This window comes from Nocardioides sp. (assembly GCF_964229035.1).
GTDB lineage: Bacteria > Actinomycetota > Actinomycetes > Propionibacteriales > Nocardioidaceae > Nocardioides.
In genome coordinates this window covers 1-13,486 of sequence record NZ_CAXRAZ010000046.1, presented here as the reverse complement: position 1 = coordinate 13,486, position 13,486 = coordinate 1, and the positions used below count along the sequence as shown (strand labels likewise).

Here is a 13,486-nt window from a genome sequence, read left to right as displayed (position 1 = left end):
TGATGTTGACGGCATCAACATCACCTGCCTACGGTGTCCCGACGACTCACCGAGGAAGGGGCGCCCCATGAGGGTCACCTGGACACTGCTGCGCGCCACCGACCCGACACCGGAGTGTCCCTGGCTGCCGTCCGGCGCCCGCCACGCCCAGGCCGGGCACGCCGCCGGTTCCCGTGCCACGCTCCCGCCGGGCGACGGGCTGAGCTGGACCGTGCTCGGGGTCTTCGACGACGAGAGCGCCGCGGAGACACCCGCCGGCACCCCCGGCCTGGCGGAGTGGTGGCACGTCGTCCTCGAGCCTGCCTCCTACCACGGCGACGCGCTGCTGGCCGGCGGCGCGACCCCCTTCACCGAGGTTCCGCGACGCGGGAAGGTGGCCGGCGCCGCCGCCGTGATCACGATGGCGGGGCTGGGCGACGACGTCGCGCGCACCACCGAGTTCTTCGAGCGCGTCGACACCCTGGGAGCGCTCGTGGCCGACGCGCCCGGACTGCGGGCCGGCCTCGTGCACGCCCCCTCCGACGGCGCGGTGCTCACCTTCTCCGCCTGGACGACGCTGCGCGACGCCGTCACCTGGGCATATCACCGTCCCGATCACGCCGCCACGGTGCGGCGTCAGCAGGAGCACCCGCTGCTGGCCCGCACGGGGTTCCTGCGATGCGCCGTGCTGTCCAGCAGCGGGAGCGTCGACGGCGTCGACCCGCTCGCCGGACTCACCGGCGCCCCCGTCCCCTCGACCCGACCGGAGTGACCATGACCGAGCCCGCCCCGACCCCCGACCCGGCCGCCGTCGTCGTGGCGATCGACGCCTACGGCGCCGCCTGGGTCGAGCGCGACCCGGTCCGCCGCCGCGCCCTGCTCGACGTCGCCTGGGCCGAGGGCGCGGTCTACTCCGACCCGCTGGCCGAGGTCGCGGGCCGCGACGCGCTGAGCGACCACATCGGCGCCACCCAGGAGTCGCTGGCGGGTGGTGAGATCCGCGTGACCACCGCCCCCGTCACCCACCACGCCAACGCCTTCTTCCGCTGGACGACGTTCGCCGCCGACGACACCGAGCTGCTGACCGGCTGGGACGTCGTGCAGCTCGCCCCCGACGGCCGGATCGCCCGTCTCACCGGCTTCTTCGACCCCGACACCGAACGCCGCGGCTAGGACGTCCGGAGACGCTGCATCACGGTCCTCAGCGCCTCACTGGCGAAATCGGCGTCGGGGTAGGTACCGAAGGCGGAGGCCTCCACCACGGTGGAGCCGCTCAGCGCGTACATCTGCACGGTCTGGGCGATGATGTCGCTGACGAGCTCGACCTTCACGCCGAACGCCTCCTCCCCCACGCGCGGCGCGTCCTTGGGGCGCATCGCGAAGCTGAGCCCGTCGTAGTCGCTGTCGCTGCACTCACCCCACCCGGTGCGGATCGCCTCGAACACCTCGCGCGCCTCAGCGACGGTCGGATACTGCGCGATCACGGAGGTGACGCCGATCGTGCCGGACACGCCGGCCGCGAAGCCCCGCCCCACCAGCAGGTCGGGGTCGCCGGGCACGGGCTCCTGGCAGACGTCCTCGAAGCCCGACCCGACCGCGTCGGCATCAGGGGGGATCGGCGCGAACCGCCCCGGCAGGTCGCCGTCCTTCAGCAGCGCGCGCGTGAGCTGCGCCTCGGTGCGGCGATCCGGCTCGCCGGCAGGCGGGTCGCCCTCCCCGCTGCAGCCACCGGTGGCCAGCACCGCCCCCACCAGCACCACGCTCATCCACCGCACCCGAGTCGTCATGTCCGGATGGTGCCACGGCGACGCGCAGCACCGACCCTCAGCGACCGGCGCGGCGGTCGAGGTGGGACACGATCCTCGTCATGAGCGCGACGTCGCCTGCCTCGCTGTCGTCGTCGCTGTCGTCGAGAACGAGGAGGCTGGCGAGGACCTGCAGGCGACGCAGGTCCCGGCAGTCGCGCAGTCGTGCCCGATCGATCGGTCCCGGATAGGCGGCCACGGCGTCGTCGGTGATCGTCAGGGACCCCAGGTCCCACTCCACCGGCCCGGAACACACGTCCTCGAAGTCGTTCCACCGCGGCCCGGACGACGTGAGGAGCAGATTGCCGGTGTGGACGTCGCCGTGCAGTGGCTGCCGGGGCCAGGTCCGGGCGAGCGCCACCAGTTCCTCCGCCGCCCGGTGCAGGGTCGGGTGGGAGGAGACCTCGAGCGCGGTGTCGATGTCGGTCAGGGGGCCGACCAGCACGGGCAGGTCCTCAGGACAGCCCGCCAGCGCCTCGTGCAACGCACCCAGCATCGGACCGAAGTCGGCCGCCGCCACGACACCGGGAACGTGCTCGACCCACTCCCACAGCGACACCTCCAGCCCCTCGGCGAGATGAGGCCCGGGCGCCCCCCACGGGGCCACGACCGGCTGCCCCTGCTCCGCCAGGAACTGCGCGACCGCCACCTCCCGCTGGAGCCAGGGCAGCGGCTCCGGCCGCAACCGCCGTCCCAACGTCACGACCCGCGTCACGACCGGCGCCGGGCGCAACCTGACCCTGACGCTGTAGCCCTCGGCGACCACCTCGGGGTCTTCGGCCGGCAGCCCCAGCACGCGGGCGCACGCCAGCGAGGCCGACACCGCCTCCTCCGTGCTCGGCACCACGACGTGCTCGCCATCGCGGTGCGGGGCCGCCTCGTGGTCCATCCGGTCACTGTTCCATTCGTGCCCGAGACGACGAAACCCGGCGAACCATCTCGGTTCGCCGGGTTTCCGATGCCCGGGGACATCGCGCGGCGGTGGCGGAGGGATTTGAACCCTCGGTGGACTTTCACCCACAAACGCTTTCGAGGCGTTCTCCTTAGGCCGCTCGGACACGCCACCGCGGAGAACCCTACTAAAGAGCCGCGTCGGGGTGGGAATCGCCCTGCATGGTGAGGCGTCGGGTGCCGTCGGGGGTGACGAGGTAGAGGGCGCCGACGGGGGTGTGCCACAGGGTGATGCCGGGGGCGAGGTGGTCGGGGTGGTAGCCGTGGTGGGTCTTGAGGCGGTGGTGATGTCGGCACAGGGCGAGGAGGTTGTCGCTGTCGGTGGGGCCGCCCCGGGCGTGGGGGGTGAGGTGGTCGAGGTCGCAGCGTTCGGCGGGGCGGGCGCAGTGGGGGAAGCGGCAGGTGCGGTCGCGTAGGCGGATCTGGCGGGTCAGGGTGGCGCCGGGGCGGTAGGTGTGGTGGGTGATGCGGGCGCCGAGGTCGAGGACGGGTCGGACGGTGATGTCGGTGCGGGGGCGGCCGCACCAGGCCGCGACGGCGTCGGCGAACAGGTGGCGGACCGCGGCACCGGGGCTGGTGGCGATGCCGGCGACGGGGTCGGTGCCGGCCAGGGTCTCGGGGGTCACGTGAACGACGAGGTCGACCTGACGGCGGGCGGCACCGGGCTCCTCCCCGGTCTCCTGATCGGGCTCGCCAACGGGCTCCTCAGCCGGCTCGTGGTCGGGGGTGTGGCCGGTGGCGAGGAGCGCGGCGGCTGCGGCGGGGTCGGCGAGCAGGCCGAGGGCGCGGGCGCGGCGGTAGTCGCGGGGGTCGTCGGGGTGGACGGGGTGGAGGGTGTCGGTGAGGGTGGGGAGGAGGTCGGCGAGGGTGTCGAGGGTGTGGTCGAGGTCGTCGAACTCGGCGTACTCCCCGCGGGCGGAGAGCTGGACCAGACCGGTGTGGGAGATTGTGCGGTGCTCGAGGGTGACGTAGGCCTGCTCGAGGCGTTCCAGCGAGGCCGCCTCGACGGCGTCGGGGTGGAGCCGGATCATCGCGGCGCGGATCAGGTCGTCCAGGCTGATCGGTCCGATCACGGCCAGCCGGGGCGCGACCTCGAGGTCGATGTGGGTGCACACGTCGTCGGGGGCGCCGGCCACGGCGGCCGCGACCCGGCGGGCGCGCCACACGTCGACCTCCCCGGACAGCACCCGTCGCCAGCAGCGCGGCAGCCGGTGGGCCAGGATCAGGGCGTCGCGGATCAGTCGGGTCGCGACCGGTTCGGACAGGTCGGCCGCGCACGCGAACCCCGCCGTCGCGGTCTCGTCCAGCCGCGGGAGCCCGGCCCACGAGGGGGAGTCGCAGTGCTCCTCGGGCTCGACGCCCACGAAGTAGGCGGCCAGCACGTCATCAGCCACCGATGCCGGCTCACGGACCTCACCCGTGATCGCGTCGACGTCGGGATGGGCGTAGGCCCAGACCGTGGCCAGCTCCAGCAGCCCGACCTCCGCCGCACGCGCACGCGCCCGCTGCTCGGCCACCAGCCCTGCCAACCCCACCACCGACAGATCCGTCGGCTCCGGGGCAGGCCCCGAAGCGGGCGCGGGAGCAGATGCGGGGGCAGGCGTCGCCCGCACCACCGATCGCTCCACGACCCGAGTCATGACTCCACCCTAGTCGAACACGTGTTCGAACACAACGCGGTCTCCTCAGCCCTGACTGTCATGTCGCAGGACATCGGTGACAGTTCTGCATCAGGACATCGGTGACGGTCCGGGGGTCGACGCGTTCGGCGACATCGACACCACCCGACGCCCCCACCCACGGTCACCGGTGCCCCGAGCCGTCACACGTCCCGGCCCGTCGGGCAACCTCCTCGCAACGTGGCGCAGGAGACGCTGGTCACATCCACCGTCCCGGATCCATGGCGAGGAGGCCTGCGACCGATGTCTACTGGTGTGGTGACCCGACCCGCCGAGAGTCCCGAGGCCGCGCGCGGCATGCGGGCCGAGGTGGCGGAGTCCTGGCAGCGGTCCGCTGCGGCCGGCGTCCGGGTCGACCAGACCGAGGCGCCGATCGTCGTCTCCGAGCGCGACCTGCCGGACCTGCGCGCCGCCCATCCCCTGGCGCGGGTCTTCCCGCTGCTCGACGACGTGCTGGGCCAGGCGGTGCGCGACTGCGACGCCGTCATGGCCATCGGCGACGCCGACGGCAGCCTGCTGTGGGTGTGCGGCTCGCCGCAGATGCTGCGCACGGCCGAGCGCATCGGCTTCGTGGAGGGCAGCAGCTGGGACGAGCGCGCGGCGGGCACGAACGCCCCCGGCCTGGCGATCGCCACCGGGCGCCCCGCGACGGTGACCCGGGCCGAGCACTTCCGCAACAGCGTGCAGCCGTGGAGCTGCGTCGCGACCCCGATCCACGACCCCACGAGCCGACAGCTGCTGGGCGTGCTCGACGTGACCGGCGGCGACCAGATCGTGGTGCCCCAGACGATGGCCATGGTGCGCGCCGCCGCCCGGCTCGCCGAGGCCGAGCTCGCGCGCAGCGCCGCGCCCCACACCGAGCGCCCCGCGGGCACCGGGCTGCACCTGGTGATCGAGGCCCTCGGGCGCAGCGAGGCGCTGGTCACCGTCGACTCCGGCAGCGGCCGGCCGACCACGGTGCGGTTGACCCCGCGCCACAGCGAGATCGTGCTGCTGCTCGCCGCCGCACCGCGCGGCCTGTCGGGCGACGAGCTGGCGGTGCTGCTCTACGAGGACGACGGCGCCTCCTCCACGCTGCGGGCGGAGCTGAACCGCCTGCGCGGCCTGCTGGGCGAGCAGCTGCTGGCCTCGCGGCCCTACCGCCTGAGTGCGACGGTGACCGGCGACTGGCTGGCCGCCGAGGCGCAGCTGGCGGCGGGCGACCTGCGCGGCGCGATGCGGTCCTACCAGGGGCCGCTGCTGCCGCGCTCCAACGCTCCCGGCGTCGCCCGCATCCGCGAGGCCCTGGAGGAGTCGATGCGCCGAGCCCTGCTGGCCTCGCGCGAGACCGACCTGATGTCGGCCTGGACCCGATCGCGCTGGGGCGGCGACGACTACGCGATGTGGACGGCCCAGCGCGACGCCGTCGCCGCCGACTCGCCGCTGCGGCCGCTCATCGAGGGGCAGCTCGCCCGGCTCGACCGCGAGCTGGGATAGCAGCCATCCCATCCCCCACCCCGTCGTCGCCACCGACGACGGGTGCTGCCGCATGCCCCGAACCTGGGTGCAACCTAGGCAACGTTCCTGCAACGCAGCGCTCTCTACCGTGGTGATCGTCGTCACAACCTAGGCACGAGGAGCCACCCCATGACGGTCTTCGCAGCACCCGGTCAGCCCGACTCGCTGGTCTCGGTCCAGTCCCGCTACGGCCACTTCATCGGTGGCGAGTGGGTGGACCCGATCCGCGGCGAGTACTTCGAGAACATCTCCCCGGTCAACGGCAAGGCCTTCTGCGAGGTCGGCCGCGGCACCGCCGAGGACATCGAGGCGGCCCTGGACGCCGCCCACGCCGCCGCCGACGCGTGGGGCCGCACGGCCGCCACCGAGCGCGCCAACATCCTGCTGCGCATCGCCGACCGGATGGAGGCGAACCTGGAGATGCTGGCCGTCGCCGAGACCTGGGAGAACGGCAAGCCGGTGCGCGAGACCCTCGCCGCCGACCTCCCGCTGGCCGTCGACCACTTCCGCTACTTCGCCGGCTGCCTGCGCGCCCAGGAGGGCTCGATCGGCGAGATCGACGAGCACACGATCGCCTACCACTTCCACGAGCCGCTGGGCGTGGTCGGGCAGCTCATCCCCTGGAACTTCCCGATCCTCATGGCGGTGTGGAAGCTCGCGCCGGCGCGGGCGGCGGGCAACGCCGTCGTCCTCAAGCCGGCCGAGCAGACGCCGTGGTCGATCCTCAAGGTGGTGGAGCTGATCGGCGACCTGCTGCCGGCCGGCGTCCTCAACGTGGTGAACGGCTTCGGCGTGGAGGCCGGCAAGCCGCTGGCCTCGAGCCCGCGGGTGGCCAAGATCGCCTTCACCGGCGAGACCACCACCGGCCGTCTGATCATGCAGTACGCCAGCCAGAACATCATCCCGGTGACGCTCGAGCTCGGCGGCAAGAGCCCCAACATCTTCTTCGACTCCGTGGCCGCCGAGCGCGACGCCTTCTACGACAAGGCGCTCGAGGGCTTCGCGATGTTCGCGCTCAACCAGGGCGAGGTGTGCACCTGCCCGAGCCGCGCGCTCGTGCAGCGCTCCATCTACAGCGACTTCGTGCACGACGCCGTGCAGCGCGTGGAGAAGATCAAGCAGGGCAACCCGCTCGACGACACCACGATGATCGGCGCCCAGGCCTCCAACGACCAGCTGCAGAAGATCCTCAGCTACATCGACATCGGCAAGGAGGAGGGCGCGAAGATCCTCACGGGCGGTGAGCGCACGATCCTCGAGGGCGACCTCGCCGAGGGCTACTACGTGGCCCCCACGGTCTTCGAGGGCGACAACTCGATGCGCATCTTCCAGGAGGAGATCTTCGGTCCCGTCGTCTCCCTCACCGGGTTCGACGACGAGGCCGACGCCCTCAAGATCGCCAACGACACCCTCTACGGCCTCGGTGCCGGCGTGTGGTCGCGCGACGGGTCGCAGGCCTTCCGCGCCGGCAAGGAGATCCAGGCCGGTCGCGTGTGGACCAACTGCTACCACGCCTACCCGGCGCACGCGGCGTTCGGCGGCTACAAGCAGTCGGGCATCGGTCGCGAGACCCACAAGATGATGCTGGACCACTACCAGCAGACGAAGAACCTGCTCGTCAGCTACAGCCCCGACGCGCTCGGCTTCTTCTGAGCCGATTCTTCTGAGCCGAGGCCTCCCACACCCCGACCGCGACCGGATGCCCGGTCGCGGTCGGGGTACCGGCGTCCTCGGGTCGTGAGCTTGGACGTCGATCCGCACCGTCTCGCCCACCCCTCGAGGAGCCAGCGATGAGCACCGCACCGACCCGCGTCGCCGTCACCGACGACGCCGCCGACCTCCTGCGTCGGCTCACCGAGCAGCACGGCCCCGTGATGTTCCACCAGTCCGGCGGCTGCTGCGACGGCTCATCTCCGATGTGCTTCCCCGACGGCGACTTCCTGCTCGGCGACGCCGACGTGCACCTCGGCGACCTCGAGATCGGGCTCGATCGCGCGGTGCCGGTGTGGATGTCGGCCTCGCAGTTCGAGTACTGGTCGCACACCCACCTGACCATCGACGTCGTCGCGGGCCGCGGCGCGGGCTTCAGCCTCGAGGCGCCGCACGGCGTCCGCTTCCTCATCCGCTCGCGCCTGTTCACCGACGCCGAGGCGGCGGCGCTCACCGACCTCGGCGCCCCCACGACCGGAGCCATGGCGTGATCGCCCGCGAGATCGCCCTGCTGGTGCGCGACATCGCAGGGTGGGCCCTCGGACGACGCCCTCAGCGCGTGGGCGCCCCGGCGGCTGCGAACCGCCACTCGGTGCGCGCCCGATAGGTCTCCCCCGGCCGCAGCACGGCCGACGGCCACCCGGCTTCGCCCTCGTGGTTCGGCGAATCAGGCGGTAGCTGCGGCTCGAGCGCGACACCGCACCCGCTCACGAGCGGGCGACCGCGCAGATCCTTCTCCGAGCCGTCGAACGCCTCGCCGGTGTAGACCTGCAGACCCGGCTGGTCGCTCCACACCTGCAGGCGCGTGCCGGTGGTGGGCTCGTCGAGCTCGGCGAGCAGCCTGAGCGTGCCGTCGACCACCGTGTCGGCCTCCCCGACGTCGAGGTGGTGGTCGAGGAACGCCAGCTCCTCCAACCGTCGCGGGGCCTGGAGGTCGAAGGCCGTGCCGTCGACCGGTGTCGGGCCCGCCGTCGGGATGCCGGCGTCGTCCACGGGGCGGTAGGTCGGCGCGGGCACGCGGAGCACGTGGGCGGAGGTGTCGAGCGTGCCGGCCAGGTTCCAGTAGCTGTGGCCGGTGAGGTTCACGATGGTCGGTGCGTCGGTGGTAGCGCTGAGCGTGAGGACGACGACGTCCTCGCCCACCTCGTAGCGCGCCCTCACCCGCAGCTCGCCGGGATAGCCGGCGTCGCCGGCGGGGCTGAGCAGCTCGAGCTCGACCGCGTCGTCGTCGTGCTGGACCACGCGCCACTCGCGGGTGTGGAAGCCGTCGGGACCGCCGTGCAGGTGGTGCCCCCGGTCGTTGACCGGCAGCTCGTGCCCGACCCCGTCGAGGGTGAAGCGACCGTGGGCGACCCGGTTGGCGTAGCGGCCCACGATGCTGCCCACGTAGGCACTCCCGGCGCGCACGGCGTCGCCGTCGGGCAGCCCGAGGACGACGTCGCGTCGCACGCCGTCGCCACCGGGCACCAGCAGGCGCTGCACCGTGGCGCCCGTGGCGAGCACGTGCAGCTCGATGCCGGGCGCCCCACCGACGACGATCGGGCCGGCGGCGGGCCCGCTCACCAGCGGGGGTGGATCGCGGCGCGCAGGTGGGCGTCGTACAGCGCGCGAACGTCGTCCAGGAAGGCGGCGGGCAGGGCGCCGAGCTCGCCGGCGGAGGCGTTGGCCCGCGCCTGCTCCACGTTGCGGGCGCCGGGGATCACGGTGGTGACGCCGGGCTGCTGGGCCACCCAGGCGAGGGCCGCGCGGGCGGGGGTGACGTCGTCGCCGAGGTGGCGGGCGACCAGGGCGCTGAACTCCTGGGCGGCGCGCACGCCGGTCTCGAAGTCGACGCCCGAGAACGTCTCGCCCACGTCGAAGGCGCTGCCGTCGCGGTTGAAGGTGCGGTGGTCGTCGGCGGCGAACGTGGTGCTCGCGTCGTAGCGGCCCGAGAGCAGGCCGGAGGCGAGCGGCACCCGGGCGATGATCGCCACGCCGGCCTCCGCGGCGGCCGGCAGCACGGCGTCCAGGGGCTTGAGCCGGAAGGCGTTGAGGATGATCTGCACCGACGCGCAACCAGGACGGGCGATGGCGCTGAGCGCCTGGTCGCAGGTCTCGACGCTCACGCCGTAAGAGGCGATCACGCAATCGTCCACGAGGGCGGCGAGGGCGTCCCAGGTGCGGTCGTCGTCGATGGTGGCGCTGGGCGGGCAGTGCAGCTGCACGAGGTCGATGACGTCGACGCCGAGGTTGCGGCGCGAGCGGTCGAGCCAGGCGCGGAAGTTCTCGAGGGTGTAGTTCTCGGGCAGCTGGTCGACGCGGCGCCCCATCTTCGTGGCCACCGTGAACCCGGCGTCGGCGTGCGCGGCGGCGAAGCGCCCCACGATCTGTTCGCTGCGACCGTCGCCGTACACGTCGGCGGTGTCGTAGAAGGTGACGCCCGACTCCGCGGCCGCCTCGAGCACGGCGCGGGCGTCGTCCTCGCTGACCTCACCCCAGTCGGCGCCGAGCTGCCAGGTGCCGAGGCCGATCGACGAGGCCGAGAAGGGGGTGCGGGCGAGGCGTCGTTGCTCCATGCCCCGATCCTGCCCGACGGGGCCAGCCGCGCACATCTCTGCCACCTCGGCCACCCGTCCCTTCCGCGTCAGCGCACCATGCGCGCCACGTCGGCGGGTCAGGGGCGCAGGGCGGCGGCGATCTCGCCGGCGACGCGCGCCATGGTGACGCGGGCGCGGGTGGGGTCCTCGGTGAGGAAGTAGTGGTCGACGCCGGGGGTGACGTCGTGCCAGACCTCGACGCCGGCCTCGCGCAGGCGGATCGCGTAGGCGTCGCCGTCGGGGCGCAGCGTGTCGCGCTCGGCGGTCATCACCAGTGCGCGCGGCAGACCGGTGAGATCCGGCGCGAGCAGCGGGGAGGCGTACGGCTCGGCGCGGGTGGCGGGGTCGGGGAAGTAGACGCGGCGCACGAGATCGCGGAAGGACGGCGAGATCATGCCGCGCCCGCGGGGCACCTCGCTGGCGACGTCGAGGGCGGGGATGCCCAGCACCTGCAGCGCGGGGGTGAAGCTGCCGAGGTCGCGCGCCTGCAGGCACACCGAGGCCGCGAGTCCTCCGCCGCTCGAGAAGCCGCCGACGCTGACGGGGGCCTCGGCGGCGACCGCCGCCGACACGTCGTGGCACTGGTGCTGCGCCACCGGATACGCCACGTAGGGGCCGGTGCGGACGTCCACGTTGAGCACGCGCACGCCGGCCGTCGCGGCGATGTAGCGGCACCACCAGTCGTCCATCTGCGGGTAGCGCATCATCCACGCGCCGCCGTGGAAGTGTACGTGCGCGGGTCCCTCCCCGGCCCCGGCGCCGGGGGCGTCGTACTCGTAGGCGGTGACCTCGCCGTGGCGGGTGGCGAAGCGACGCTTGCGGGGAGCAGGGAGATCGCGACCCGCGAAGCGCAGGTTCGCGCCGTAGCGGACGGTGTAGCGCGCGGTGGCGTGCACGATGCTCGCGCGCAGCCGATCGGTGGGACTCACGCCCCGCATTCGGAGCCGGACTACTCCTCGGATGCCGGCGCGTCGACCACCGTGGGCCGCCACATCGCCCAGCCCTGCATCGCGGCCGCGAAGACCAGCAGGGCGATGCCGACGCCGATGTTGATCGGGCGCCCCTCGGTGACGCTGTCGGCGGTGCGCTCGGGGCCGAAGAGCCCCGCACCGATCAGGATCAGGCCGAAGAGGCCCATGAGGCCTGCGATGAAGGTGCGGATGTCGAAGGCGCCGGCGGTGTGCGGCGCCTTCTGCTCGGCCTTCTGCTCGGCCTTCTGCTCGGACTGCTGCGCGGGCTGCTGCTCGTTCATCTCGGTGCTCCTCACCAGAAGACGATGTTGAGGACGACGACCACCGCGAGGCCGATGCCGGCGAGCACGTTGGGCTTCTGGTACCACGCCAGCACCCCCTCGCTGTCGTCGTGGAAGTCGGACTTGGGGGTCAGGCTGTAGACGAGGCCGCGCAGCTCCGACTCGGGCCGCGGCTGGGTCACGAGGGTGACGACCACGCTCACGAGGATGTCGACGGCGAAGGCCGTGCCGGCGGCCACGAAGCTCGCCCCCTGGCCGCTGAGCCCGATCACGCCGAGCGAGAGCGGGCCGAGGACGTCGGTGCCGAGCACCGCCACCACGACCGCGGCGAGCGTGCCCGACACGAGACCGGTCCAGCCCGCCGTGGCCGTCATCCGCTTCCAGAACATGCCGAGGATGAAGGTGGCGAACAGCGGGGCGTTGAAGAAGCCGAACAGCGTCTGCAGATAGTCCATGACGTTCGAGTAGGACGAAGCGAAGATCGCCGTCCCGATCGCCACGACGGTGGCCGCGACGGTGGCCCAACGACCGACCGAGAGGTAGTAGCCGTCCTCACGGTCCTTCACCACGTAGGACTGCCACAGGTCGTAGCTGAACACGGTGTTGAACGCCGAGATGTTCGCCGCCATGCCGGCCATGAAGCTCGCGAGCAGGCCAGCCACCGCCAACCCGAGCATGCCGTTGGGCAGCAGGTCGCGGATGAGGTAGATGAGCGAGTTGTTGTAGTCGAAGTCGCTGCTCGGATCGGCCTTCGCGGCCGCCACCGGGGCCACGAGGACGCCGGCGATCATGCCCGGCAGGATCACGATGAAGGGGATGAACATCTTCGGGAAGGAGCCGATGATCGGCGCGCGCTGCGCGGCGCTGATCGACTTCGAGGCCATCGCCCGCTGCACCTCGACGAAGTTCGTCGTCCAGTAGCCGAAGGAGAGGACGAAACCGAGACCGAGGACGATGCCGAGCACCGACAGGAACGGGCTCGTGATCTCGGTGAGGTTCGTGCCCGGCCACGACGACAGCTGCGCGGCGCCGTCCGGGGAGCCGGCGATGCGCTCCTTGAGGCCCGAGTAGCCGCCCACCCGGTTGAGGCCGATGATCGTGAGCGGCGTGAGGGCCGCGACAATGACGAAGAACTGCAGCACCTCGTTGTAGATCGCCGCCGAGAGGCCGCCCGCGGTCGTGTAGGCGAGGACGACGAGCGCCGCCGCGATGAGCGACACCCACAGCTGCCACCCCAGGATGATCTCGACGATCTTGGCCAGCAGGTAGAGGTTGACGCCCGCGATCAGCAGCTGTGCGACGGCGAAGCTGATCGCGTTGACGAGGTGGGCGGTGGGGCCGAAACGCCGCAGCATGAACTCCGGCACCGAGCGCACCTTCGAGCCGTAGTAGAACGGCATCATCACGATGGCGAGGAAGAGCATCGCCGGCACGGCACCGATCCAGAAGTAGTGCACCGTCGGGATGCCGTACTTGGCGCCGTTCGCGCTCATGCCGATGATCTCGACCGCGCCGAGGTTGGCGGAGATGAACGCCAGGCCCGTCACCCACGCGGGGAGGGACCGCCCGGAGAGGAAGAAGTCCAGGCTGCTCGACACCGCTCGGCGTGCGGCCAGCCCGATGCCGAGGACGAACACGAAGTACAGCGCGATGACGGCGTAGTCGACGGCGTTGGTGTCGAGCCGGAGACCGTCACTCGCCGCGAGCGAGACCGAGAACATGCCACTCCTTCCGTGGCGTCCCAGGAGTCGGGGGTCGGAAACGCCCTCCAGCACGCTACTCCCCGGCTGGGCGAGGTCGCGGTCGCCCCGGCGGCCGCGTGCGGGTGGAGGCCGGTGGTGGCCAGTGGTGGCCAGGTGGTGGCCGGTGGTGGCCAGGTGCTGCTGCGGGGCGACCATGGGCAGTCGCCGCTCTGCGGGCTGGTCGGGCGGCGGGCGGGCGACGTCCACCGGGGAGGCCTCGGAGCGCCCTCGATTGGTGGGAAACCGCAACCGGAAGGCGCGGAATGTTGGGGTGGGGCGGCGACCCGGCACCCCC

General features: G+C 72.4%; 13 protein-coding genes and 1 tRNA gene. 5 read left to right on the top strand and 9 right to left on the bottom strand.

The features are described 5' to 3' along the window. Positions 1 to 67: 67 nt before the first annotated feature. Both ACERUN_RS14640 and ACERUN_RS14635 read left to right on the top strand, forming a co-directional pair. On the top strand, positions 68 to 751 hold the full coding sequence (locus tag ACERUN_RS14640; protein WP_370290767.1) for a hypothetical protein: 684 nt from the start codon (positions 68 to 70) through the stop codon (positions 749 to 751). A gap of 2 nt (positions 752 to 753) precedes the next feature. Next, positions 754 to 1,152: a nuclear transport factor 2 family protein gene (locus ACERUN_RS14635; RefSeq protein ID WP_370290766.1), complete on the top strand. Its 399-nt coding sequence runs from the start codon at positions 754 to 756 to the stop codon at positions 1,150 to 1,152. Here ACERUN_RS14635 and ACERUN_RS14630 read toward each other — a convergent pair. From ACERUN_RS14630 to ACERUN_RS14615, 4 genes are all read right to left on the bottom strand, one after another. Further along, complete coding sequence (locus ACERUN_RS14630) at positions 1,149 to 1,766, bottom strand: hypothetical protein (RefSeq protein ID WP_370290765.1); 618 nt, start codon at positions 1,764 to 1,766, stop codon at positions 1,149 to 1,151. The two genes, ACERUN_RS14635 and ACERUN_RS14630, sit on opposite strands and share 4 nt — an antisense overlap. A gap of 37 nt (positions 1,767 to 1,803) precedes the next feature. Beyond that, positions 1,804 to 2,673 (bottom strand): phosphotransferase, encoded by an 870-nt coding sequence (locus ACERUN_RS14625; protein WP_370290764.1) that lies wholly within the window; start codon positions 2,671 to 2,673, stop codon positions 1,804 to 1,806. A 90-nt stretch (positions 2,674 to 2,763) separates the two neighbouring features. Beyond that, positions 2,764 to 2,850 (bottom strand) — tRNA-Ser (locus tag ACERUN_RS14620). A 13-nt stretch (positions 2,851 to 2,863) separates the two neighbouring features. Continuing rightward, positions 2,864 to 4,273 (bottom strand): HNH endonuclease signature motif containing protein, encoded by a 1,410-nt coding sequence (locus ACERUN_RS14615; protein WP_370290763.1) that lies wholly within the window; start codon positions 4,271 to 4,273, stop codon positions 2,864 to 2,866. A gap of 399 nt (positions 4,274 to 4,672) precedes the next feature. Between ACERUN_RS14615 and ACERUN_RS14610 the strand changes: the two genes are divergently transcribed. From ACERUN_RS14610 to ACERUN_RS14600, 3 genes are all read left to right on the top strand, one after another. After that, positions 4,673 to 5,890 carry a GAF domain-containing protein gene (locus ACERUN_RS14610; protein WP_370290762.1) on the top strand — a complete coding sequence of 406 codons (1,218 nt, stop codon included), beginning with the start codon at positions 4,673 to 4,675 and terminating at the stop codon, positions 5,888 to 5,890. 150 nt (positions 5,891 to 6,040) lie between these two features. After that, a complete protein-coding gene (locus ACERUN_RS14605; protein ID WP_370290761.1) occupies positions 6,041 to 7,564 on the top strand; it encodes an aldehyde dehydrogenase family protein in 1,524 nt (507 codons plus the stop codon). Positions 7,565 to 7,701: 137 nt separating this feature from the next. After that, complete coding sequence (locus ACERUN_RS14600; RefSeq protein ID WP_370290760.1) at positions 7,702 to 8,112, top strand: DUF779 domain-containing protein; 411 nt, start codon at positions 7,702 to 7,704, stop codon at positions 8,110 to 8,112. A 61-nt stretch (positions 8,113 to 8,173) separates the two neighbouring features. On the opposite strand, the gene ACERUN_RS14595 is transcribed toward ACERUN_RS14600, so the two are convergent. From ACERUN_RS14595 to ACERUN_RS14575, 5 genes are all read right to left on the bottom strand, one after another. Further along, a complete protein-coding gene (locus tag ACERUN_RS14595; protein ID WP_370290759.1) occupies positions 8,174 to 9,184 on the bottom strand; it encodes an aldose epimerase family protein in 1,011 nt (336 codons plus the stop codon). Next, entirely contained in the window at positions 9,181 to 10,176 is a 996-nt protein-coding gene (locus tag ACERUN_RS14590) for an aldo/keto reductase (protein ID WP_370290758.1), read from the bottom strand. The genes ACERUN_RS14595 and ACERUN_RS14590 overlap by 4 nt, the downstream gene beginning before the upstream one ends. Positions 10,177 to 10,274: 98 nt before the next feature. Further along, complete coding sequence (locus ACERUN_RS14585) at positions 10,275 to 11,126, bottom strand: alpha/beta hydrolase fold domain-containing protein (protein WP_370290757.1); 852 nt, start codon at positions 11,124 to 11,126, stop codon at positions 10,275 to 10,277. Positions 11,127 to 11,146: 20 nt separating this feature from the next. Continuing rightward, on the bottom strand, positions 11,147 to 11,464 hold the full coding sequence (locus ACERUN_RS14580; RefSeq protein WP_370290756.1) for a hypothetical protein: 318 nt from the start codon (positions 11,462 to 11,464) through the stop codon (positions 11,147 to 11,149). Further along, a complete protein-coding gene (locus ACERUN_RS14575) occupies positions 11,461 to 13,170 on the bottom strand; it encodes a sodium:solute symporter family protein (protein WP_370290755.1) in 1,710 nt (569 codons plus the stop codon). Before ACERUN_RS14575 ends, ACERUN_RS14580 begins: the two co-directional genes overlap by 4 nt. Positions 13,171 to 13,486 lie beyond the last annotated feature (316 nt).